Origin of the sequence: Amycolatopsis granulosa (genome assembly GCF_011758745.1) — a bacterium.
Classification (GTDB): Bacteria; Actinomycetota; Actinomycetes; order Mycobacteriales; family Pseudonocardiaceae; genus Amycolatopsis_E; species Amycolatopsis_E granulosa.
This window is the reverse complement of sequence record NZ_JAANOV010000001.1, coordinates 3,805,013-3,826,822: the sequence shown is the minus strand read 5'-3', so window position 1 is coordinate 3,826,822 and position 21,810 is coordinate 3,805,013. Positions and strand designations below refer to the sequence as shown.

20 protein-coding genes and 2 tRNA genes are annotated in these 21,810 nt (G+C 72.8%); 12 read left to right on the top strand and 10 right to left on the bottom strand.

What is annotated here, in order from left to right; all coding sequences use genetic code 11:
* Positions 1–11: 11 nt before the first annotated feature.
* From FHX45_RS18750 to FHX45_RS18735, 4 genes are all read right to left on the bottom strand, one after another.
* On the bottom strand, positions 12–773 hold the full coding sequence (locus tag FHX45_RS18750) for an SDR family oxidoreductase (RefSeq protein ID WP_167103529.1): 762 nt from the start codon (positions 771–773) through the stop codon (positions 12–14).
* 104 nt (positions 774–877) lie between these two features.
* Positions 878–2,575: a SelB domain-containing protein gene (locus FHX45_RS18745; RefSeq protein WP_167103526.1), complete on the bottom strand. Its 1,698-nt coding sequence runs from the start codon at positions 2,573–2,575 to the stop codon at positions 878–880.
* Positions 2,563–3,843, bottom strand: coding sequence for an L-seryl-tRNA(Sec) selenium transferase (gene selA, locus FHX45_RS18740; protein WP_167103523.1), 1,281 nt, complete (start codon positions 3,841–3,843; stop codon positions 2,563–2,565). Before selA ends, FHX45_RS18745 begins: the two co-directional genes overlap by 13 nt.
* Positions 3,844–3,861: 18 nt before the next feature.
* Positions 3,862–3,956, bottom strand: a tRNA-Sec gene (locus FHX45_RS18735).
* 67 nt (positions 3,957–4,023) lie between these two features.
* Here FHX45_RS18735 and selD point away from each other — a divergent pair.
* The 5 genes from selD to FHX45_RS18710 all read left to right on the top strand — a co-directional run bounded on the left by selD (position 4,024) and on the right by FHX45_RS18710 (position 9,324).
* A complete protein-coding gene (gene selD / locus FHX45_RS18730; protein WP_167103519.1) occupies positions 4,024–5,016 on the top strand; it encodes a selenide, water dikinase SelD in 993 nt (330 codons plus the stop codon).
* Between the two features lie 15 nt (positions 5,017–5,031).
* Positions 5,032–7,206 carry a hypothetical protein gene (locus FHX45_RS18725; protein ID WP_341771520.1) on the top strand — a complete coding sequence of 725 codons (2,175 nt, stop codon included), beginning with the start codon at positions 5,032–5,034 and terminating at the stop codon, positions 7,204–7,206.
* A 28-nt stretch (positions 7,207–7,234) separates the two neighbouring features.
* Complete coding sequence (locus FHX45_RS18720) at positions 7,235–7,639, top strand: CoA-binding protein (RefSeq protein ID WP_167103515.1); 405 nt, start codon at positions 7,235–7,237, stop codon at positions 7,637–7,639.
* Between the two features lie 117 nt (positions 7,640–7,756).
* On the top strand, positions 7,757–8,101 hold the full coding sequence (locus FHX45_RS18715) for a YciI family protein (protein ID WP_167103512.1): 345 nt from the start codon (positions 7,757–7,759) through the stop codon (positions 8,099–8,101).
* Between the two features lie 14 nt (positions 8,102–8,115).
* Positions 8,116–9,324 (top strand): RNA polymerase sigma factor, encoded by a 1,209-nt coding sequence (locus FHX45_RS18710; protein ID WP_208405995.1) that lies wholly within the window; start codon positions 8,116–8,118, stop codon positions 9,322–9,324.
* Positions 9,325–9,326: 2 nt separating this feature from the next.
* Here FHX45_RS18710 and FHX45_RS18705 read toward each other — a convergent pair whose 3' ends face one another.
* The 4 genes from FHX45_RS18705 to FHX45_RS18690 all read right to left on the bottom strand — a co-directional run bounded on the left by FHX45_RS18705 (position 9,327) and on the right by FHX45_RS18690 (position 11,213).
* Positions 9,327–9,764 (bottom strand): ester cyclase, encoded by a 438-nt coding sequence (locus FHX45_RS18705; RefSeq protein WP_167103509.1) that lies wholly within the window; start codon positions 9,762–9,764, stop codon positions 9,327–9,329.
* Between the two features lie 146 nt (positions 9,765–9,910).
* Positions 9,911–10,063 carry a hypothetical protein gene (locus tag FHX45_RS18700; protein ID WP_167103506.1) on the bottom strand — a complete coding sequence of 51 codons (153 nt, stop codon included), beginning with the start codon at positions 10,061–10,063 and terminating at the stop codon, positions 9,911–9,913.
* 5 nt (positions 10,064–10,068) lie between these two features.
* Positions 10,069–10,593, bottom strand: coding sequence for a hypothetical protein (locus tag FHX45_RS18695; RefSeq protein ID WP_167103504.1), 525 nt, complete (start codon positions 10,591–10,593; stop codon positions 10,069–10,071).
* A 547-nt stretch (positions 10,594–11,140) separates the two neighbouring features.
* Positions 11,141–11,213: transfer RNA gene (locus tag FHX45_RS18690), tRNA-Thr, on the bottom strand.
* 152 nt (positions 11,214–11,365) lie between these two features.
* Between FHX45_RS18690 and FHX45_RS18685 the strand changes: the two genes are divergently transcribed.
* From FHX45_RS18685 to otsB, 3 genes are all read left to right on the top strand, one after another.
* The gene (locus FHX45_RS18685; RefSeq protein ID WP_167103501.1) at positions 11,366–12,886 is read left to right on the top strand and encodes a threonine/serine exporter family protein; all 1,521 of its coding nucleotides are present in this window, start codon (positions 11,366–11,368) and stop codon (positions 12,884–12,886) included.
* 82 nt (positions 12,887–12,968) lie between these two features.
* Positions 12,969–14,411: a trehalose-6-phosphate synthase gene (locus FHX45_RS18680; protein WP_167103499.1), complete on the top strand. Its 1,443-nt coding sequence runs from the start codon at positions 12,969–12,971 to the stop codon at positions 14,409–14,411.
* A gap of 48 nt (positions 14,412–14,459) precedes the next feature.
* Complete coding sequence (otsB, locus tag FHX45_RS18675) at positions 14,460–16,988, top strand: trehalose-phosphatase (protein WP_341771519.1); 2,529 nt, start codon at positions 14,460–14,462, stop codon at positions 16,986–16,988.
* A 72-nt stretch (positions 16,989–17,060) separates the two neighbouring features.
* Here otsB and radA read toward each other — a convergent pair whose 3' ends face one another.
* Both radA and FHX45_RS18665 read right to left on the bottom strand, forming a co-directional pair.
* Positions 17,061–18,419 (bottom strand): DNA repair protein RadA, encoded by a 1,359-nt coding sequence (gene radA, locus FHX45_RS18670; protein ID WP_167103492.1) that lies wholly within the window; start codon positions 18,417–18,419, stop codon positions 17,061–17,063.
* A 33-nt stretch (positions 18,420–18,452) separates the two neighbouring features.
* Entirely contained in the window at positions 18,453–19,124 is a 672-nt protein-coding gene (locus tag FHX45_RS18665; protein WP_167103489.1) for a copper chaperone PCu(A)C, read from the bottom strand.
* 269 nt (positions 19,125–19,393) lie between these two features.
* Here FHX45_RS18665 and FHX45_RS18660 point away from each other — a divergent pair, with 269 nt between their 5' ends.
* The 4 genes from FHX45_RS18660 (at position 19,394) to FHX45_RS18645 (ending at position 21,810) form a co-directional block, all read left to right on the top strand.
* The gene (locus FHX45_RS18660) at positions 19,394–19,885 is read left to right on the top strand and encodes a CarD family transcriptional regulator (protein WP_020417039.1); all 492 of its coding nucleotides are present in this window, start codon (positions 19,394–19,396) and stop codon (positions 19,883–19,885) included.
* A 97-nt stretch (positions 19,886–19,982) separates the two neighbouring features.
* Positions 19,983–20,618 (top strand): IspD/TarI family cytidylyltransferase, encoded by a 636-nt coding sequence (locus FHX45_RS18655; protein WP_167103486.1) that lies wholly within the window; start codon positions 19,983–19,985, stop codon positions 20,616–20,618.
* Positions 20,615–21,082: a 2-C-methyl-D-erythritol 2,4-cyclodiphosphate synthase gene (ispF, locus tag FHX45_RS18650; RefSeq protein WP_167103483.1), complete on the top strand. Its 468-nt coding sequence runs from the start codon at positions 20,615–20,617 to the stop codon at positions 21,080–21,082. Before FHX45_RS18655 ends, ispF begins: the two co-directional genes overlap by 4 nt.
* Before the next feature lie 41 nt (positions 21,083–21,123).
* A complete protein-coding gene (locus tag FHX45_RS18645; protein ID WP_167103480.1) occupies positions 21,124–21,810 on the top strand; it encodes an HAD-IA family hydrolase in 687 nt (228 codons plus the stop codon).

The following is a 21,810-nucleotide window of genomic DNA, read 5'->3' as shown; positions in this document are numbered from 1 at the left end:
AGCGAAACCGATCAGGCCTGCCTGGTCGGGAGCACGATGATCTGCCGCAGGTTGACGTGCCGCGAGCGGCTCGTTGTGTAGGCGATCAGGTCGGCGATCTCGTCTGCCGTCAGCGGGTCGAGCGCGGCGGACATCTCGTCGAGCTGGGCCGCGTGCTCGGCGGAGGCCACGTGCTCGCCGAGCTCGGTCGTGGTCAGGCCAGGCTCGATGTTGGTGACCCGCACGTCCTTCGGCCCCAGCTCGGTGCGTAGCGACGTGGACAGCTGGGTGAGGGCGGCCTTCGTCGCACTGTAGACGGCGTACCCGGGGAACGGGATGTGCGCGCCGATGGACGAGATGTTGACCAGGTCCGCCGTCTTCCCCTCCGCCGCGGCCGCGACCAGGTCGCCGGTGAACGCACGGATCACCCGCAGCGCGCCCGTCACATTCGTGTCGATCATCCGGGTCCACTCGTCCTCGCGGCCGTCGGTGATCGGGTTCGGCAGCATCACACCGGCGGCGTTGACCACCAGGTCGACCGGGCCGAAGACCTCGTGGACCCGGTCGGCGGCGGCGGTGACCGACGCCGGATCGGTGACGTCGACGGCCACCGGGAGAGCCTGCCCGCCGTTCGCGGTGATCTTGTCGGCCAGCTCGCTGAGGCGGTCCGCACGCCGGGCGAGCAGCACGACCTTCGCGCCGCTGGCGGCCAGCAGCTCGGCGGTGGCGGCGCCCATCCCGCTGGCAGCTCCGGTGATGACGGCGGTACGTCCGGCGAGGGTGTCGTAGTTCATCGGGTTCTCCTGTCGGTGTGGGCTGGAACGAGACCAACCATGCCCCAAATGGGAGAACCGGCCCAGCTCCTGCTCGACCCTGGGTCCAGCAGTACCAGGCTTGGTCAGACGAGCCGGCGCCGCAAGTCCGCGTCCTGCGCGGTGATCCGCCGAGCGTCGAGCAGTTCCAGCAGCGGCACGGCCACGCGGCGCGTCGTGCTGAGCGCGCGCCGGGCCTCGCTGACCGTGAACGGCTGGGGCAGCGCGACCAGCGCCTCCGCGGCGCGGGCCGGGGCGTCCGGACCGAGGAACACGCCGTCGGCGATCCGGACCAGCCGTCCGGCACGCACGGCCGCCGCCAGTTCCCGCGGGCCCAGTCCCAGCCCGGCGAGGTCGTCGGCCTCGGGGGCGCGGAACGGCTGCGACCGGAACCGCTCGTCCAGGCGAGCCAGCGCGGACAGCACCCTGTCCGGCAATCCCGCTCCGGGGCGCCGCACGCGGCCGTCGGAGATGTCCAGGCCCGTCCCCGCCAGCGCGGCCGGCACGAGCTCGGCCGCGGGCAGGCCGACCGCCTGGCGCAGTGCCTCCACCGGCATCCCGGCCGCCACCGGGTTGCGGCCGGACCACTCGTCGAACCGGGAGAGCGCCTCCGTGCGCGCCCGCGCGAGGGCGCCCGCGTCCACGACCCACTCGCCGATCCGCTCACCGGAGGAGGGGAAACCCATCGCGCGCAGCTCGCTCGCGCGGGCGACCGGCGGTGGCGCGACGCGCCCGGAGGCCAGCTCCGCCGCCCGCGCCCGGGCCGACCCGCGGCGCCGCAGCGGCGGCGGCCGCACGTCCAGCACCGTGATACCGGCCGCGATGCGGTGCTCACCCGGATCCCGCAGCAACCCCGTGTCCCCGATCCGCAGCGGCAACGGCTCCCGCAGCCGCAACCGCGCCGCGTCCGTCCCGAGTGGACGGACATGTACCGCGACCGCGGCCGCGCCCAGGTGCAGCACGAGTTCCCGGTGCAACTCGCCCTGGGCACGCACGGCGACGTCCACCTCGCAGGTGTGCACCCACGCCCCCGGGGTGAGCAGGGCGTCGCCCCGCCGCACCTGGCCGCGGTCCACGCCCCGCAGGTTCACCGCGACCCGCGCGACCGCCGTCACCTCGCGTTCCCCGGCTCCGAGCGACTGCAAGCCACGCACGCTCACCCGCTCCCCGGCGAGCTCCAGCTCGTCCCCGGCCCGCAGGGTGCCACCGGCCAGCGTCCCGGTCACCACCGTCCCGGCGCCGCGCACCGTGAACGCCCGGTCCACCCACAGCCGGACGTCCGCCGCCGGATCGGGCGCGGGCAACCGGTCGACCAGCGCGCACAACGCCCGCCGCACCGGCCCCAGGTCCCCGCCCCGGCCGACGGCCACCGCGTCGCACCGGCCGAGCGCCGCCAGGTGGGAAAGCGCTTCCTCCGTCGCGGGGCGAGGGTCGGCCAGATCCGCCTTCGTCACGACGAGCAGCGCGTGCCGGACACCGAGCGCCCGCAACGCGGCCAGATGCTCGGCCGACTGCGGCATCCACCCCTCGTCCGCGGCGACGACGAACACCACCGCGGGCACCGGCCCGACCCCCGCCAGCATGTTCGGGACGAACCGTTCGTGTCCGGGCACGTCCACGAAAGCGAGCCGCCGCCCGTCGATCTCCGTCCACGCGAACCCCAGCTCGATCGTCAGTCCACGGCGCTGCTCCTCGGCCAGCCGGTCCGGCCAGGTGCCGGTGAGCCGCTCCACCAGCGTCGACTTGCCATGGTCGACGTGCCCCGCGGTCGCTACGACGTACACGCCCGCACCGCCGCGACCAGCAGTTCGTCCTCGTCCGGGTCGACCGTGCGCAGGTCCAGCAGGCAGCGGCCGCGCTCGACCCGGCCCACCACCGACGGCGACCCGGTGCGCAGCGGTTCCGCCCACGATCGGGGCAGGCTCACCGCCACCGACGGCAGCTCGACGCCCGGCGCGCCACCGCCGCCAACCGCGGCGCGGCACGACTCGACGGTGGCGCCGGGCATCCGCGCGGCCAGCGCCTCGGCCCGGCGGCGCAGGTCCGCCACGTCAGCCGCCAGCGCCCGCGCCACCGGCGGCTCCGGACCGCGCACGGTGGCCTCCAGCGCGGCCAGGGTCAGCTTGTCCACCCGCAACGCGCGCGCCGCGGGGTGCCGGCGCAGCTTCTCCACCAGATCCGCGGAACCCAGCAGCAGCCCGGCCTGCGGGCCGCCCAGCAGCTTGTCGCCGCTGGCGGTCACCAGGTCCGCGCCGTCGCGCAGCGCCGTGGTCGCGTCCGGTTCGTCCGGCAGCACCGGGTGCGGGGCCAGCAGCCCGGACCCGATGTCGGCCACCAACGGCACGCCGAGGGTCGCCAGCTCGCGCACCGGCACCTCCGCGGTGAAACCGGTGACCCGGAAGTTCGACGGGTGCACCTTGAGCACGAACCCGGTGTCCGGGCCGAGCGCCGCCGAGTAGTCACGCAGGCTCGTCCGGTTGGTGGTGCCGACCTCGCGCAGCCGGGCGCCGGTGGACTCCAGCAGCTCGGGGATGCGGAACCCGTCACCGATCTCGACCAGCTCGCCCCGGCTGATCACGATCTCCTTGCCCGGCGCGAGCGCGAGCGCGGCGAGCAGCAGCGCCGCCGCGTTGTTGTTGACCACGTGCACCGCGCCCGCGGCCGGCACCGCCTCGGCGAGCGCGGCGAGCGCCCCACGTCCGCGGCGGGCGCGGCGGCCGGTGGCGAGGTCGAACTCGACGTCGGTGCCACGGCCCGCGGTGACCACGGCGTCCAGCGCGGCCCGGGACAGCGGCGCCCGGCCGAGGTTGGTGTGCACGAGGACACCGGTCGCGTTGACCACCGGTCGCAAGGTCGTCGCCGCCACCGGCAACGCCGCGATCGCCTGCTCGGCGACCTGCTCCGGCGAGATCTCCCCGGCCCGCGCGCGGTCCTGCGCCGCCACCACGGCGGCCTTCACCAGGCCGCGGCCCAGCACCCGCTCGGCCGCGGCCAGGCGCGGGTGCGCGAGCAGCGCGTCGGTCCGCGGCACCCGGCGACGGGGGTCGGCCACTCCTCGCTCCTCCCTGGGTGGCGGAGGCGGACGGGAATCGAACCCGCCAGCGACAGTGCCTGCCGCTCAACGGTTTTGAAGACCGCGCCGGCCACCAGACCGGATACGCCTCCCTGGGGGACACCCCCATGATCGCAACTTCGGACGGCCGGCGCAGCGCGAGCACGGCACGATGTGCACATGGGCTACCGACTGACGCAGTACGCGCACGGCGGCGGGTGCGCCTGCAAGATCCCGCCCGGCGAGCTGGAGGACGTGGTGCGCGGGCTGGTCGGGCGGCAGCCGTCCGCCCCGGCCGGGGAGCTGCTGGTCGGGCTGGACGACGGCGACGACGCGGCGGCGGTGCGGATCCGGGACGGGCTCGCCCTCATCGCGACCACGGACTTCTTCACGCCGGTGGTCGACGACGCCTACGACTGGGGGCGGATCGCGGCGGCCAACGCGCTGTCCGACGTCTACGCGATGGGCGGCAGCCCGGTCGTGGCGGTGAACCTGCTCGGCTGGCCGCGGGAGGTGTTGCCGTTCGAGCTGGCAGCGGAGGCGCTGCGCGGCGGAGCGGACGTCTGCGCCGAAGCCGGCTGCCACCTCGCCGGCGGGCACAGCGTGGACGACCCGGAGCCGAAGTACGGTCTCGCGGTGACCGGCACCGGCGATCCGGACCGGCTGCTGCGCAACGACGCCGCCCGGGCCGGGATGCCGTTGTCGCTGACCAAACCGCTCGGCATCGGGGTGCTCAACTCGCGGCACAAGGCGACCGGTGAGCGGTTCGCGGAGGCGGTCGAGGTGATGACGACGCTCAACGCCCCGGCCGCCCGCGCCGCGCTCGGCGCCGGCATCACCGCCGCCACGGACGTGACCGGGTTCGGCCTGCTCGGGCACCTCTACAAGATGGCGCGGGCCAGCGGGGTGACCGCGGTGGTCGACGCCGCCGCGGTGTCCTATGTGGATGGTGCACGGGCGGCGCTGGCGGCGGGGTACGTCAGCGGGGGCACCCGGCGCAACCTCGACTGGGTCCGGCCGCACACCGACCTGTCCGCGGTGCCCGAGGAGGAGGCCCTGCTGCTGGCCGACGCGCAGACCTCGGGCGGCCTGCTGCTGGCCGGGGAGATCCCCGGTGCCCCGGTGATCGGTGAGTTCGTCCCGCGCGGGGAGCACGTCGTGGTGGTGCGCTGACTAAGCTGATCACCCGTGGCGGCTGGGGACGACGACGCGTTGATCACCGCCGTCCTGCTCTCCGACCGGGCCCGCGGGATGCTGGCCGAACAGCACATCCCGCTGCGCGCGGCACGGGAGGCGCTCGGCCAGGACCTGGACCTGGCGGACCAGCTCGCCGGGGGCAGGGCCGGGTTCCTGCGCGACCCCTCCTTCGAAGGGGTCATCGTGTCCCGGCTGGCCGACGAGTACCCGCGGCCCGGCGCGCTGGACCACGTCCGGCTCGCCGCCGGATTCGCCGCGGTGTTCGGCTACCACTTGCTGCTGGTCCGCGCCTGGCCGAACCTGCCGTGGTGGTCGGCGCTGGTCGGGGTGGCCGGTTATCTCGCCGTGCTCGCGATCGCCTGCCTGGCCGGGTCCCGCTGGGTCGAGCCGCTGCACGGGCTCCTCACCCGGGTCGTCACGCTCCCGGTGGACGACCTGTGGCGCGTGCACGCCGCCGAGCGGATCGTCTGGCCGGCGTTGCTCCGCTACCTCGAGGCCACGCGGACCCCGCCGGACAGCACCGAGTTCACCTACCGCGCGATCCAGGACCTCTACACCGACTCACCGACCGCCCCGCCGGTGCTCACCGCGGCCGTCGACCGGCTGCGCACGGCCGTCACCCGGTCCGAGACCGGGGCCATCGCGCTGGCCGGACACCGCGGGGCCGGCAAGAGCACCGCGATCCGGCTCGTCGCCACTGGCGTGCTCGGCGATCCGGCCCGGCCACCACTCGCCGCGATCGCCTCCGCACCCGCCCGCTACGAGGCCCGCGACTTCGTGCTGTACCTGCACGCACTGCTGTGCAAGGAGGTGATCACACGCACGCACGGCACCGAACGGCCGCAACGGTGGGCGACGTTCACGCGGCTGGTGGCGCCCGTGCGGCGGCGGGAACGGCTGGCACACCTGCTGCGCCGGCTGCTCGGCCACCTCGCCGCGCTGACGGTGACCCTCCTGCTCGGCAGCTGGGCGTGGGGACGGTCGCCGGTGCGGTTCGTCACCGACCCGCCCCCGCTGACCGGCGATCTGACCGGGTGGCGGGTCGCGGTGCTGGTGCTCGCCGGTCTCGTGGCACTGGCGATCGTGGCGAACCTGGTCGCGTTCGGCATCCGGGTGGCCCGCGGGGCGCGGCCGGTGCCAAAGGCCGCCGATCCGCGGCTGCGGGAGCTGCGTGCGGTGGCCGGGCAGCAACTGCGCCGCATCCGGTTCCTGCAGACCTACACGACCGGCTGGTCCGGCAAGCTCGCCCTGCCGCTCCAGGGCGAGGCCGGCTGGACCCGGTCGGCGCAGACCGCCGAGCAGCAGCTGAGCTACCCGGAGGTGGTCGACGAGTTCCGCGCGTTCGCCGAATACGCGGCCGGGGTCCTGCGGGCCGCGGGCGTGACCGACGGGGTCGTGATCGCGGTCGACGAGCTGGACAAGATCGCCGACCCGCAGAAGGCCCAGGAGCTGGTCAACGACATCAAGGGCGTGTTCGACGTGCCCGGGTGCCTGTTCCTGGTGTCGGTGTCCGACGACGCCGTCGTCTCGTTCGAACGCCGCGGCATCCCGGCGCGGGACGCGTTCGACAGCGCCTTCTCCGAAATGGTGCGGCTGGACAACTTCACCCCCGAGGACAGCCGGGCGTGGATCAGCCGCCGGGTTCCCGGATTGCCGGAACAGTTCGGGTGCCTGTGCCACTGCCTCTCCGGCGGCCTGCCGCGCGACCTGCGCCGCACGGTCGTCGAACTGCTCGACATCCCCGCCGGGCAGACGTTGAGCGCGGTCGCCGCGCTGCTGGTCCAGCGGGAGCTGGAACGCAAGGCGCACGCGTTCACCGGCGCGGCCCGCGGCGCCGAGCCGTCACCGGAACGGTCGAGCTTGATCGCGGACCTGGTGGCGATCCCGGCGACGGAGGGACCCGGTGAGCTGCGCGCGCTCGGGGCGAAGATCAGCAGCGGTCCGGGCCTGCCGGACCTGCGTGCCCAGGCCGCCGCGTACTTGCTGTTCTGCGCGACGATCCTCGAGTTGTTCACCGGCGACCTCACCCTGGACCGGCTGCACCGCGTGCCGGGCGGTGAACCACAGCTGCTCGCCCTGGCCCGGCAGCAGATGGCGTTCGACCCGCGGGTCGCGATGGACCTGGTGGCGCGGTTCCGGGCCGCCCGGGGACTGGCCGTGGAATAACGCCTGGTCGGCGATGGTTCGACCGGGTATGGCCGATGTGGGCGAAGAGATTCTGAAAGCCGCGAACACGATCGCCGTGGTGGGGCTGAGCCGCGACCCGGCGAAGGCCGCGCACTCGGTGCCGGCCGCGATGCAGGCCGCCGGGTTCCGGATCATCCCGGTGCACCCCTCGGCCGACGAGCTCCTGGGTGAGAAGGTCTACCGGTCCCTGGCGGACATCCCCGAGCCGGTGGACCTCGTCGACGTGTTCCGCCCCGCCCCGGAGGCACCGGCGGTGGCCGAGCAGGCGGCCGCCATCGGGGCCAAGGCGCTGTGGCTGCAGCAGGGCATCGTCTCCCCGCAGGCGCGGCGCATCGCCGAAGCCGCGGGCATGGACTACATCGAGAACCGCTGCATCGCGGTGGTCCGCGCGCTGGGCGGCATCACCAAGTAGCGCCGCTGCCGGGCCGGAAAAAAAACTCGGTCCACGTTGTCCAGCGCGGCGGGAGGCTGTTCGTCCCTATCGTGAACACCGGCGATCGGCGCCGGTGCGCACACCCGAGGAGCAGCCATGCCCACCTATGCCGCCCTGCTCTACACCGCGGACGTCGACTGGTCGGCGCCCGAGCACGCGGAGACCACCGAGCAGTACATGGAGTTCGGGGAGGCCGCGGCTGCCGTGATCCGCGGCGGGAAGGCCCTCTACCCGACCTCGACCGCCACCACCGTGCGCGTGTCCGGGGGCAAGGGCGGTGACGTCCTGACCAGCGACGGCCCCTACGCCGAGACGAAAGAGGCGCTGTCCGGGTTCTACCTGTTCGAATGCGCCGATCTGGACGAGGCCGTGCGGCTCGCGGCGCGGCTCCCGGCGGCGTGGGACGGGGTCGTGGAGATCCGCCCGGTGATCGAGTTCTGACCCGGTTTTTGATCATGGAGGCCGGTGACGCGGTCGCGCGGCTGGTGCGGGACGAGGGGACCCGGGTGCTGGCCACGCTGATCCGCGTCACCGGTGACGTCGGGCTGGCCGAGGACGCGGTGCAGGACGCCGTGGTGCGGGCGCTGGAAACCTGGCCGCGGGACGGGGTGCCGGACAATCCGCGCGGCTGGCTGCTGGTGACGGCGAAGCGGCGGGCGGTGGACCTGTTCCGCCGCGAGGCCGCGCGGTCCGGGAAGGAAGCGGCGGCGATGCCGTTCGTCGAACCGGAGCCGGCCGACGCCGTGCCGGACGACCTGCTGCGGCTCGTGTTCACCTGCTGTCATCCGGCGCTGTCGCTGGAGGCGCAGGTCGCCCTGGCGTTGCGGACGCTGGGCGGATTGTCGACGGCGGAGGTCGCGCGAGCGCTGCTGGTGCCGGAGGCGACGATGGCGAAACGCCTGACCCGCGCGCGGCAGAAGATCACCCGGGCTCGCATCCCCTATCGCGTGCCCGAAGCGGCCGAGCTGCCGGACCGGCTGAAAGGCGTGGCGGCGACGGTGTACCTGATCTTCAACGAGGGCTACGCGGCCGCCGCGGGCGCCGACCTGGTGCGGGCCGAACTCGTCGACGAGGCGATCCGGCTGGCCCGGCTGCTGGCCGGGCTGATGCCGGACGAGCCGACCGCGCTGGGCCTGCTCGCGTTGCTGTTGCTGCAGAATTCGCGCCGCGCCGCCCGGGTGGATGCCGACGGGGTACCGGTGCTGCTGCCCGACCAGGACCGGTCACGCTGGGACGTGGCCGCGATCAAGGAGGGCGTGTCGTACCTGGGCCGCGGACTGCGCCGCGCGGCGGCTCCGGAGGAGTACCTGGTGCAGGCGGCGATCGCGGCCTGCCACGCGCTGGCGCCCACCTACGCCGAGACGAACTGGGACGCGTTGATCTCGTGGTACGACGTGCTGCTGGAGGTGGCCGACTCCCCGGTGGCCCGCCTGAACCGGGCGGCGGCGGTGGCCGAGCGCGACGGCCCGGCGGCCGGCCTGTCCCTGGTGGACGCGATTCCCGGGCTCACGCGCTACCCCTGGTGGCACGCGACCCGCGCGGAGCTGCTGCACCGCCTCGGCGACACCGAAGCCGCGCGGGCCGCGTACCGGCGTGCCCTGGCGCTCGGCATGAGCGCACCGCTGATGGCGCACCTGCGGCTGCGCCTGGCCGAACTGGAATGACCTCAGCCGGCGGTTTCGCGCGACGCCATCTCCGGGATGATTCCGAGCTGCTGCAGTGCGCCCAGCAGGTCGTAGTTGGTCCACATCTCCACGACGCGGTCGTCGGCCCACTTGCCGAACAGCATCCCGCTCATCACGTACGTCTTGCCGGTCGCGGGCAGCCCGCGGAACTCCGCCCGTGCCGTGCCGCCCATGGTCCACCGCACCGCGCACAGGTCGCCTTCGACGACCACGTCGTGGATGTCCATGTGCAGGTCCGGGTTCGCCGTGCGCAGCTCACTGACCTGGCGCTGGAACCCTTCGACTCCGTCGACCTCGAAGCTGGGGTCGTGGAAGGTGCAGTTCGGGGCGCACAGGTCCGCGCAGGCGGCGAGCTCACCCTGGTTCCACATCAGGTCCAGCACCCGCCGCATGCGCTCACGTCGCTCGTCGGAAGTCATGAGTGCCTCCTTCCGGCCGCGCCGGGCGGGCGGCGCCCGCCGACTCCTGCCGCGGCCGCGCCAGGCAGTGGACACCCGGGACGGGCTGCGCGGCCAGAGGCTTAGGGCTCCTCATCAGGGCACCGGCCCGGCGCCGGTGTTACCCGTCAGCTGCGCGGCAGGTGCACCGCCACCTCGGCCAGGGCGTCCAGCACGGCACCGCTGACGCGGCCGGTCGCGCGCTCAGACTCGGCGATGACGACCGTGCTGCCGCTCACCCGGGAATCGAAGTGCCGCGCCGTGAACCGGACGTCTGCCATTTCGATCAACGCAGCGCCGAGCGGGACGATGTCGCCGTTGCCGTGACCTTTTCGAGGCGGTCGAAGTCGCGCGCCTGGCCGCGCGAGCGGAAACTCACCCAGACCACGGAGATCAGCGCCGTGTTCCCGTCGCCGTCCCCCACGGCGAGCAATCGCCGCTCCAGGGCCGTGCACGGTGCGCGCAGGAAGAATTCGCGGATCTCACCGGTCGACTGGAGCAGGCAGGACGCGTCCTGCCGCACCGCCTTCCGCACTCCACGCAACCCGAGTCGCTGCCACGCCTCGTCCGGCTTGCCGCGCTCGGCGGAGCGTTTGCCGTCCGCCTTCCGGGCGTTCAGTCCGCGGCCGGCCACGGCGTTCGCCCCCGAATCGGCCACCGCACCCTCGACCGCGGCACCGCCGCCCAGGCTCACCGCGCCGCCACCCACGCCCACCACGCCGACCAGCGCGGCGGCGGCGACCACCCGGCCGGTCTTCTTGCCGCGCCCGGGTTTGGAACCACCGCCCGGACCGCCGATATCTCGCTCCATGCATTCCTCCCGGCCGCACCATATGGGATCAATCGGACTCCCGGCTCCGCCGAACGAGCGATCGAAATCGGTATTTCGATAACTCGGGTACTTCCGATCGTGCGGGCGATCGACGACAGGTGTGCGTGCGGGTGCGGTCGCATGCTGTAGGCATCCGCGGCGGAGATCGCCGAGGGTTTTCCGATCGTGGCCTCCGGTGCGGGTGCGGTGGCGGCTGCCGCCGGAACGGTGGTCGTGGCACTCCGCCGGACCGCTCCGCAACCCGCCACCGCGTAGCCACTCGAGCCCCCACGCCGCGATGCGGCACCCGAGGATGACCGGTGGCCGGGCGCGGGGCGGGCTCCGTGGCGTCGGCGCCTTCACGCAGGTCGCGGGAATGTTCAGCGCTCGGCGGGCGTTACGGCGACAGGCGTGGAACGGGGTGGCCGATCATCGGCACGGCTCAGCGGGGAGGCCGTCAGCCGCTTCGGCACGAGTTCGGCTCAACAAACTGAGACGAGCAGGCCAGGGTGTCTCCGGTCACGGGGGACACCCTGGCCGCACGGGGAGCCGACTAGGGGGCTCGAACCCCTGACCTGCTGTTTACAAGACAGCTGCTCTACCAGCTGAGCTAAGTCGGCCTGGCCGGGGCCATCCTAGCAACCGCTGCTGGGCCCTCCGGTTTCGTGGATGATCGGCTGAGTGGCGCACGCCACGGTTGCCCCTTTGCAACGACCGGCGTGATTCAGGCGATGGGCCAGCCGGGAGGCCAAATCAAGGAGGTGACGGCCGCATGAACAGCACCCAGCGCGTCCGGGGCCCGGTGACCCGCAGGCGCGGCTGGCACATTCTCGAGGCGCCGGTGGATCCGGGCGTCGACAAGGCCAACCGGCGGCGGCGGTCGACCGAGCCGCGGCGCCGGGCCTGGCACATCCTGGAAGCGCCGACCGGCGACCAGCCGGCGCCGGACGCGACCACCGAACTCGGTCCTGCCCTGCCGGACGAGGCGACCGTCAACTTCGTGCTCGACCTGGTCCTGCGCATCGGCGAGGTGCAGATGGCCAGCGGGGCGGGCGCGTCGGACGTGACCGCGACGATCCTGTCGCTGACCGCCGCCTTCGGTCTCCCGCACTGCGAGGTGGACGTGATCTTCACGTCCATCACCGTCACCTGCCACCGGGGCACCGACGCCAACCCGATCACCGCCCTGCGGGTGGTCCGGTCGCGCAGCCTCGACTACACCCGTCTGTCGCAGACGGAGATGCTCGTCCAGCAGATCCTGCGCGGCAACCTCGGCGCCGAGGAGTCGTACACCGAGCTGCATCGGATCACCACGGCGCCGCACCCCTACCCGCGCTGGGTCGCCACGCTGGCCTGGGGCGGGATGGCCTTCTTCATCACCCTGCTGCTCAGCGGCACCGCGGACGTCGCGGTCGGCGCGCTGATCATCTCCGCGCTCATCGACCGGCTCGGCCGGCTGCTGAACCGCGTCGCGCTGCCGTTCTTCTTCCAGCAGGCCGTGGGCGGCCTGGTGGCGACGGGGCTGGCAACCGTCGCCGTGAACACCGGTCTCGTCCCGGCCCGCTTCTCCACACTGGTCGCCGCGGCGGCCATCACCGTGTTGCTGTCCGGTCTGTCCACGGTCTCCGCGGTGCAGGACGCCATCACCGGGTACAACGTCACCGCCGCGGGCCGCACCATGGAAACGGTCCTGATGAGTGCCGGGCTGATCACCGGTGTCGCGCTCGCGCTGAACATCGCCAAGGCACTCGGGTTCGCCCCGGCGGAACCGGTGCTGCCCGCGCAGACGGCCAACAGCCTGCTGGTCATCGTGCCCGCGGGCGCGGCCGCGGCGGCGTGCTTCGCGCTCGCCAGCTACTCGACGATGCGGTCCATGCTGGTGGCGGCCGCGGCGGGCGCGATCGGCGCCGGCGTGTACGGCGCGCTGGTGATCGTGGGCCGCTTCGACGTCATCACCTCCTCGGCCGTGGCGGCGATCGTGGTGGGCTTCTCCGGCGGTGTGCTCGCGCGCCGGCTGAAGGTGACCCCACTGGTCGTCGCGGTGTCCGGGATCACCCCGTTGCTGCCAGGTCTGTCCACGTACCGTGGCCTGTACGAACTGGCCACCCAGAGCAACGGCAACCTCTCGACGCTGATCAAAGCGGCCGCGATCGGGCTTGCGCTGGCCGCGGGTGTGGTACTCGGGGAGTACCTCGCGCAGCCGGTCCGCACCGGTCTCGGCCGTCTCGAACGGAGGCTCGCGGGCCCCCGGATGGCGGGGCCGCTGCAGACGAGCGAGCGGCGACTGGAGTAGCCGTCCTTGAGCCACCGCGCGGTGGCTCCTGGTTTGCCGGCGCGAGATAGTGTTCCAGCGGACGACAAGGGAGCATGTCCAGGTGAGCGAACCAGGGATCGGCACGGCCTCGGCGGACTTCGTCGTGGTGGCCAACCGGCTGCCCGTCGACCTCGAACGGACCGCCGACGGCAACCAGCGCTGGACCGCGAGCCCGGGCGGGCTGGTGTCGGCGCTGGAGCCGTTCCTGCGCTCGCGCAAGGGCGCCTGGGTCGGCTGGCCGGGCGTGCCGGGCGTGGACGTCGACCCGTTCAGTGACGAGGGCCTGGTGCTCTACCCGGTGTCGCTGTCCACCGAAGAGGTCCGCGACTACTACGAGGGCTTCTCCAACGCCACCCTGTGGCCGCTGTACCACGACGTGGTCGCGCCGCCGGTGTTCGACCGCGGCTGGTGGGAGTCCTACGTCCAGGTCAACCGCCGCTTCGCCGAAGCCAGCGCGCAGGTCTCGGCCGGCGGCGCCACCGTGTGGGTGCAGGACTACCAGCTGCAACTCGTGCCGAGCATGCTCCGCGAGCTGCGGCCGGACCTGCGCATCGGCTTCTTCCTGCACATCCCGTTCCCGCCGGTGGAGCTGTTCATGCAGCTGCCGTGGCGGGCCGAGATCGTGCGCGGCCTGATCGGTGCCGACCTGGTCGGGTTCCACCGGCCGGGCGGCGCGCAGAACTTCCTCTGGCTGGCCCGCACGCTGCTCGGGCTCGAACCGAGCCGCGGCGCGGTCGGCGTGCGGTCCCGGCCGGGCATGATGCAGGTCGGCAACCGGACGGTCCGGGTCGGGGCGTTCCCGATCTCGATCGACGCCGCCGGCCTCGACTCGCTCGCCCGCACCAAGGAGGTGTCGGAGCGGGCCGCCCAGCTGCGCCGCGACCTCGGCAACCCGAGGACGGTCCTGCTGGGGGTCGACCGCCTGGACTACACGAAGGGCATCGACCTGCGCCTGCAGGCACTGCACGAACTGCTCCAGGAGGGCCGCGTCCAGCCCGAGGACGTCACCTTCGTCCAGCTGGCCACCCCCAGCCGGGAACGGGTCGAGCACTACCAGCGGATGCGCACCGAGATCGAGCAGATGGTGGGCCGGATCAACGGGGAGTTCGCCCGCGTCGGTCACCCGGTCGTGCACTACCTGCACCAGTCGGTGGACCGCAAGGAACTCGCCGCGTTCTACAGCGCGGCCGACGTCATGGTCGTCACCCCGCTGCGCGATGGGATGAATCTGGTCTGCAAGGAGTACGTCGCGTGCCGTCACGATCTCGGTGGCTCACTCGTGCTCTCCGAGTTCGCCGGTGCCGCCGCCGAGCTGACCAGCGCTTTTCTCGTCAACCCACATGATCTCGACGGGGTGAAGAACGCGCTGGAGGCGGCCATTACGCTCGACCCTGCCGAGGGCAGACGCCGGATGCGCGCGTTGCGGCGTCAGGTCCTCACCCACGACGTCGACAGGTGGGCTCGGTCGTTCCTCGAGGCACTCGGGTCCGAACCGGCCGCCTGAGTGGCCCACCTGTAGCAAAACAGCTTTTGAGCTCCTTAAGGAGGAGTGGTGACCGCCGAGTCCCTGCCCGCTGAGCTGCGCCGTGCGATCGTGCAGATCGCCCGCACGCCGCGTTTGCTGGTCGCTTGCGACTACGACGGGACCTTGGCTCCGATCGTGACCAATCCGGACGAGGCGCGCCCGCTGCCCGAGTCGGTGGGCGCGCTGCGCTCGCTGGCCGGGCTGCACGAGACGACGACCGCGGTCATCTCCGGCCGGGCGCTGCGCGACCTCGCCATCCTGTCGCGACTGCCGCACGAGGTTCACCTCGTGGGCAGCCACGGTTCCGAATTCGACATCGGCTTCGTGCACGAGCTCGACGCCCAGGCCCGCGACCTGCACCGCCGGGTCGAGGCGGAGCTGGAGCGCATCGCCGGTGACGTGCCCGGGGTGTCGCTGGAGGTCAAACCCGCCAGCATCGCGGTGCACGTCCGCCGCGCCGACCGGGACGCCGCCCGCCGCGTGCTCGACGAGGTCCACAGTGGACCGTGCACGTGGGAGGGTGTGACCACCACCGACGGCAAGGAGGTCGTCGAGCTGGCCGTCGTGCAGACCGACAAGGGCCGTGCGCTGGACACACTGCGCCACCAGGTCGGCGCCACCGCGGCGATCTTCCTCGGCGACGACGTCACCGACGAGAAGGCGTTCGCCCGGCTGTCCGGGCCGGACGTCGGGGTGAAGGTCGGCGACGGCGAGACGCTGGCGGCGTACACGGTGCCCGGCACCGAGGACGTGGCCACGGTCCTGGCGTTCATGCTGGAGGAGCGCCGCAACTGGCTCTACGGCGAGCAGGCTCCGCCGATCGAGCGGCTGTCCATGCTGTCCAACGAGCGCGCGGTCGCCCTGGTCACCCCGGATGCCCGGCTGACCTGGATGTGCCACCCCGGTCCGGATGCCCCCGCGGTGTTCGCCGACCTGCTCGGCGGCACCGGCGCGGGCCACTTCTCGATCAAGCCGCACCACAACGGCCTGCCGCTGGGCCAGCGGTACCTGCCGAACACGATGACCGTCGAAACCCGCTGGTCGCGGCTGCTGGTGACGGACTACCTCGAACCGGAGGGCCCGCCGCACCGCACCGACCTGGTGCGCGTCGTCTCCGGCACCGCCGCCGCGTCCGTGGTGTTCGCGCCGCGACCGGAGTTCGGTGGCGTGCCGGTGCGGCTGGTGGCCGACCCCGAGGGCCTGCGCGTGCTGGGCACGTCCGAGCCGATCGTGCTGCGCTCGCCGGGCGTGGCGTGGGAGATCACCTCCGACGGGCTGCACGACACGGCGACCGCACTGGTCCAGCCCACCCCGGACGAGCCGGTCGTACTCGAACTGCGCTGCGGCACCACGGATCTCGGCGCGCACGACCTGTCCGAAGCGGACCGCCGCGCCCGCGCCGGCGCCTACTGGAGCGACTGGGCCACCACGCTGAAGCTGCCGAACGTCGAGGCGGAGCTGGTCGCGCGGTCGGCGCTGACGCTGCGCGGCCTGTGCAACGCCGACACCGGCGCGGTGCTGGCGGCCGCGACCACATCGCTGCCCGAGGAGATCGGCGGCGTGCGGAACTGGGACTACCGCTACTGCTGGATCCGCGACGCCGCGTTCACCGTGCGCGAGCTGGTGGGGCTGGGCTCGCTGACCGAGGCCGAGGGGTACCTGCGGTGGCTGCACGGCGTGCTGTCGACGCTGGCCGGCCCGGAGCGGCTGCACCCGCTGTACACGATCAACGGAAACCAGCTGGGCGCCGAGGCCGTGATCGATTCGCTGCCCGGGTACGCGGGTTCGCGCCCGGTGCGGGTCGGCAACCTGGCGAACCACCAGGTGCAGCTGGACGTGTTCGGCCCGGTCGTGGAGCTGGTGGCCGAGCTGGCGCAGGTGCGCGGCGAGCTGCGGGACGAGGACTGGCAGCTGGTGCGCGCCATGGCCGAGGCGGTGACGCGGCGCTGGTCGGAGCCGGACCACGGCATCTGGGAGGAGCGGCACGTGCCGCGGCACCGGGTGTACTCGCGCGTGATGTGCTGGGTGACCGTGGACCGCGCGATCAAGCTCGGCGAGGTGTACGGGCGGGAGATCCCGGCCGCGTGGCAGGAGCTGCGCGAGGAGATCGCCCGGGACGTGCTCACCCACGGCTGGAACGAGGAGGTCCAGGCGTTCACCACGGCCTACGACGGCACGGACCTGGACGCGGCGTCGCTGTTCGTCGGGCTGTCCGGGCTGCTCGACCCGTCGGACGAGCGGTTCCAGTCCACGGTGACCGCGATCGAGGCCGAGCTGCGCAGCGGCTCGACCGTGTACCGGTACCGCCGGGACGATGGTCTGCCGGGCGGTGAGGGCGGGTTCCACCTGTGCGCCGCGTGGCTGATCGAGGCGTACCTGCTGACCGGGCGCCGCACCGAGGCCGAGGAGCTGTTCGAGCAGCTGGTCGACGCGGCCGGGCCGACGGGCCTGCTGCCGGAGCAGTACGACCCCGTCGCGGAACGCTCGCTGGGCAACCACCCGCAGGCGTACTCGCACCTGGGCCTGATCCGCTGCGCGAAGCTGCTGTCCGCCTGACCCGTTCGTCGTCGAAGGCCCCTCCGGCTCCGGAGGGGCCTTCGTCACGCCCGGCCCCGCACCCCGGGGGCGTCAGGCGTGGTTGGCCGCGTGCAGCGCCGCGGCCACGGAGTCGACCTCCAGCACGCGGATGCCGTCCGGCAGTTTCCCCGGGTCCGGCGGCACGAGCGCATGGGTGAAGCCCAGCCGGGCCGCCTCGGCCAGCCGCCGTCCGGCTCCGGTGACCCGGCGGATCTCCCCCGCCAGCCCGACCTCGCCGACGACCACCAGCCGGGGCGACAGCGCCACGTCCCGCACCGACGACCACAGCGCGAGGATCACCGCGAGGTCGACGGCCGGCTCGGTGACCTTCATCCCGCCGACCGTCGCCGAATACACGTCCCGGTCGCCCAGCCTGATCCCGCCGCGCTTCTCCAGCACCGCGAGGACCATCGCCACCCGTGCCGAATCCAGGCCGCTCACGGCCCTCCTGGGCTGCGGCGCACCGGCGCTGGACACCAGCGCCTGCACCTCGCACAGCAGCGGCCGCTTGCCCTCGACGGTGACCGTGACCGCGGTGCCCGGCACCGCGTCCTCCCGCCGGTTCAGGAACAGCCCCGACGGGTCCGGCACGCCGACGATGCCATCCTCACGCAGCTCGAAGCAGCCGATCTCGTCCGCGGGCCCGAACCGGTTCTTCACGCCGCGGACCAGGCGCAGTGTGGAATGCCGGTCGCCCTCGAAGTGCAGCACCACGTCCACCAGGTGCTCCAGCACGCGCGGACCGGCGACCGAGCCGTCCTTCGTGACGTGCCCGACCAGCACGACCGGCAGCCCGCGCTCCTTGGCGAGCGCGACCAGCCCGGCGGTGACGGCCCGGACCTGCGTGACACCCCCCGGCGCGCCTTCGACCTGCGGGGACGCCATGGTCTGCACCGAGTCGACGATCAGCACACCCGGCTTGACCGCGTCGACGTGCCCGAGGATCGCCGACAGATCACTTTCCGCGGCGAGGAACACGCGTTCGTGCACGTTCTTCGTCCGCTCGGCGCGCAGCCGCACCTGACCCGCGGACTCCTCACCGGTGACGTACAGCGCGGGCCCCGTCCCGCCCCGGGCCCACTGGTACGCCACTTCGAGCAACAGGGTCGACTTGCCGACCCCGGGCTCACCGGCCAGCAGCACGACCGCACCCGGCACCAGCCCGCCGCCGAGCACGCGGTCCAACTCGCCCACGCCGGTGGTGCGGGCGCGGGCGGCCTCCACGTCGACCTGACCGATCGGCCGCGCGGGCGCGCTCGGCGCACCGGCCGCGACCCGGGCGATCGCCGGGCGCGCGTCCCCGCGCTCTTCGATCGTGCCCCACGCCTGGCACTCCGGGCAGCGGCCGACCCACTTGGCGGCCTCGTACCCGCACTCACCACACCGGTAGCTGGTGCCCTTCTTGACCATGGCCGGTCACGCTAGCGGGCACCACCGACAGTTTCAGTGACCGCCGGCTTCCTGCGAGGCGGGCGCCTGGCAGTTGAGCTGGACGGTGGGCGCCTGGATCGGCAGCTGCAGGGTCACCGAGCCGGAGTTGCGGAAGGTGAAGGTGACCGGGACCAACTGGCCGGGCCACACGACCGACTTCAGGTTCTGCAGGACGACCTCGGCGTGGCCGATGCGCGGCGGCTGCCCGGTCGGACCCGCCGTGGGCGAAGGGGACCCCGAAGCCTGCGCGGCGGGCGAGGTCGGTGAGGTCGGTGAGGTCGGCGTGGCGGAGCCGGTCCCCGGCTGCACGAGCGACTCGCCCTCGGTGGCCGGGCCGACGAGGAGCTTGCTGCCCGCCACGACCGTCTTCTGGCCCGCGATGGTGGCGTTCGCGGCGTTCGGGCTGCTCACGCTGACCAGATCGTCGTCGGCGGCGCCGTCGTTGGCGATGACCAGCGTCAGCGGGGCACTGGAACCGCTCGCGTAGGCCTGCTCGCAGTCGTTGCGGCTCACCAGGGCGGCGTCCCGCACCGCGAGCTTGCCCGCCTGGCCCAGGGCGCCGTTGACCGCGGGCAGCATGGTGCTGGTCTGGGCGATCTGCCCGGCCCCGCACCCGGCGAGAGCCAGGGCGGCACCCACGGCGACCACGCTCGCGCCGAACACACGACGTTTCTGCAGCCTCACGGTCTCAGTCCCTCCTAGAAGCCGTACCGGCCTGATCCTAACCAGGGCCGGAAAGCCCGCCACCGAGGGTGCGCCGAGCGGCCGGATATCCGTCCACAGTGGATCAGCAAGACATTGTCGACAGGGTTCCCCATCACCTGCATGAGCATGCACTTTGTCGGTTTGTCAACCCCCCGGATGGCCCCTGACCTGCGATGACGATCTCGGCCCGCTAGGTGACCCCCCTCGCGACGTGCTAAGATGGACGAAGCGAAAGGGGCAGAGGACACATGGTTTTCAAGGTCGGAGAGACCGTCGTCTACCCGCACCACGGTGCCGCACTCATCGAAGCGATCGAGACCCGTGTGATCAAGGGCGAGGAGAAGCAGTACCTCGTCCTCAAGGTCGCGCAAGGGGACCTCACGGTCCGCGTGCCCGCTGACAACGCCGAGATCGTGGGCGTACGGGACGTCGTGGGCCAGGACGGCCTCAACCGGGTCTTCGACGTGCTGCGGGCGCCGCACACCGAGGAGCCCACGAACTGGTCTCGGCGGTACAAGGCCAACCTGGAGAAGCTCGCCTCGGGCGACGTCAACAAGGTGGCCGAAGTGGTGCGCGACCTCTGGCGGCGCGAGAAGGACCGCGGCCTGTCCGCCGGCGAGAAGCGGATGCTGGCCAAGGCCCGTCAGATACTGGTCAGCGAGCTCGCCCTGGCGGAAGGCACCGACGAGGGCAAGGCGGAGACGCTGCTCGACGAGGTCCTGGAAACAGCGGCCGTCTAGAGCACGGACTGACCTCGCGAGATGAGCCGGGCACTCTGCTCATCCACCACGCTGAGCTCATGAGACACAGCTCGTCCCGCGAAATGAGACACCGGCGATGAAGGTGGCAGCGCTACTCATCGCCGACGCCGAGGGGCCGGACCCCTGCACGCTCGTGCACGGTGCGCCGCTGCTGCGGCACGCTGTGGCGGGCCTCCTGGCGTCCGGATGCGACCGCCTGGTGGTGGCGGTTCCCAAACCCGCCCTCGGGGACTGTGAAGTGATCATCCGAGCCGTTCCCGGCGCCGGTTCCCGGTGCCGGGTACTGGCTGGCGGGGCCGACCGTGCCGAGTCGGCCCGGCTGGCGCTCGACGCGGCCGGGGAGTTCGCCGACGTCGTCCTGGTGCACGACGTCGCACGGCCGTTCGTGCCGCCCGCCACCGTCCACGCGGTGGCCGAGGCGGTGCTCGCCGGGGCAGAGGCGATCGTCCCGGTGCTACCCGTGACCGACACGGTCAAACTCGTCTCCGGCGGAGTGATCGAGAGCACCTCGGACCGGGACCGGCTCCGGGTCGTGCAGACACCCGTCGGTTACCGCCTCGACGTGCTCGGAAAGGTCTGCGCCCGCGGCTCGGACCCGCTGTCGGATCTCCCCGGTAACGTGCGGACCGTGACCGGGCACCCCACCGCGCTCCGGCTCACCACGGCCTTCGACGTGGCCGTCGCGGAAGCGCTACTCGAGGAGCAGGGTTGAGGGTCGGGACCGGGGTCGACGTCCATCCGATCGAAGCGGGCCGCGAGTGCTGGATAGCCGGGCTGTTCTGGGCGGACGTGGCCGGCTGCGCCGGTCACTCCGACGGTGACGTGGCCGCGCACGCGTTGTGCGACGCGATGCTGTCCGCGGCCGGGCTCGGCGACCTGGGCGCGGTGTTCGGCACCAGCGACCCGCGGTGGGCCGGCGCGCACGGCACGGAGTTCGTGGCCGAGGCGCGGCGGCTGATCGAGGCGGAGGGCTGGCGGCTGGGTAACGCATCGGTGCAGGTCATCGGCAACGCGCCGCGGATCGGCACGCGCCGCGACGAGGCCCAGGAGGTGCTGGGCAAGGCCGCGGGCGGCCCCGTCAGCGTGAGCGGCACCACCACCGACGGGCTGGGCCTGACCGGCCGCGGCGAGGGCATCGCGGCGATCGCCACCGCGTTGCTGCTGCCCGCCGGATAACCCACACCGATCCCAAGGTCATCGCCGGTAGCCTGTGATCTGTGACGATTCAGGCGGTGATGTTCGACTTCTCCGGCACCCTCTTCCGGCTTGAGCAGGACCCCAGCTGGCTCTCCGACCTCACCGGCTCCGACGGGGCCCCGCTCGACGTGGAGGCCCAGACCGAGCTGATGCGCCGCATGACCGCCCCCACCGGGCAGGTGGTCGAGCTGTCCGGGGAGTACCAGTACGCGTGGGACAACCGCGACCTCGACCCGGTCCTGCACCGCAAGGTCTACCTCGAGGTGCTGCGCAAGTCCGGCGTCGCGAACGCCGGGCAGGCCGAGGCGCTGTACCGCCGTCTGAACGATCCCGCGGAGTGGACGCCGTACCCGGACACCGAGGCCGCGCTGAAGGACACGTCCGCCAAGGGGGTCAAGGTCGGCGTGCTGAGCAACATCGCCTTCGACATCCGGCCGGCGTTCGCCATGCGCGGCTACAGCGAGTTCGTCGACGAGTTCGTGCTCTCCTTCGAGCACGGCGTCATCAAGCCGCAACCCGAGATCTTCCAGCTGCTGGCCGACCGGCTGGGCGTCGCGCCGGAGCACACGCTGATGGTCGGCGACAGCGCGGAGGCCGACGGCGGGGCGAAGGCGCTGGGCTGCGCGTTCGCCCTCGTCGACCCGCTGCCGACCGCCGAGCGCCCGGACGGCCTGCTCACGGCCCTGCGCACGCACGGGGTGCTCTGA

What these genes read in the sequence shown, in the direction of transcription:
- FHX45_RS18750 (WP_167103529.1), bottom strand. Translation starts at nt 773, where the DNA reads ATGAACTACGACACCCTCGCCGGACGTACCGCCGTCATCACCGGAGCT.
- selD (WP_167103519.1), top strand. Translation starts at nt 4,024, where the DNA reads ATGGGCTACCGACTGACGCAGTACGCGCACGGCGGCGGGTGCGCCTGC.
- FHX45_RS18720 (WP_167103515.1), top strand. Translation starts at nt 7,235, where the DNA reads ATGGCCGATGTGGGCGAAGAGATTCTGAAAGCCGCGAACACGATCGCC.
- FHX45_RS18715 (WP_167103512.1), top strand. Translation starts at nt 7,757, where the DNA reads ATGCCCACCTATGCCGCCCTGCTCTACACCGCGGACGTCGACTGGTCG.
- FHX45_RS18710 (WP_208405995.1), top strand. Translation starts at nt 8,116, where the DNA reads ATGGAGGCCGGTGACGCGGTCGCGCGGCTGGTGCGGGACGAGGGGACC.
- FHX45_RS18705 (WP_167103509.1), bottom strand. Translation starts at nt 9,764, where the DNA reads ATGACTTCCGACGAGCGACGTGAGCGCATGCGGCGGGTGCTGGACCTG.
- FHX45_RS18700 (WP_167103506.1), bottom strand. Translation starts at nt 10,063, where the DNA reads ATGGCAGACGTCCGGTTCACGGCGCGGCACTTCGATTCCCGGGTGAGC.
- FHX45_RS18695 (WP_167103504.1), bottom strand. Translation starts at nt 10,593, where the DNA reads ATGGAGCGAGATATCGGCGGTCCGGGCGGTGGTTCCAAACCCGGGCGC.
- FHX45_RS18685 (WP_167103501.1), top strand. Translation starts at nt 11,366, where the DNA reads ATGAACAGCACCCAGCGCGTCCGGGGCCCGGTGACCCGCAGGCGCGGC.
- radA (WP_167103492.1), bottom strand. Translation starts at nt 18,419, where the DNA reads ATGGTCAAGAAGGGCACCAGCTACCGGTGTGGTGAGTGCGGGTACGAG.
- FHX45_RS18660 (WP_020417039.1), top strand. Translation starts at nt 19,394, where the DNA reads ATGGTTTTCAAGGTCGGAGAGACCGTCGTCTACCCGCACCACGGTGCC.
- FHX45_RS18655 (WP_167103486.1), top strand. Translation starts at nt 19,983, where the DNA reads ATGAAGGTGGCAGCGCTACTCATCGCCGACGCCGAGGGGCCGGACCCC.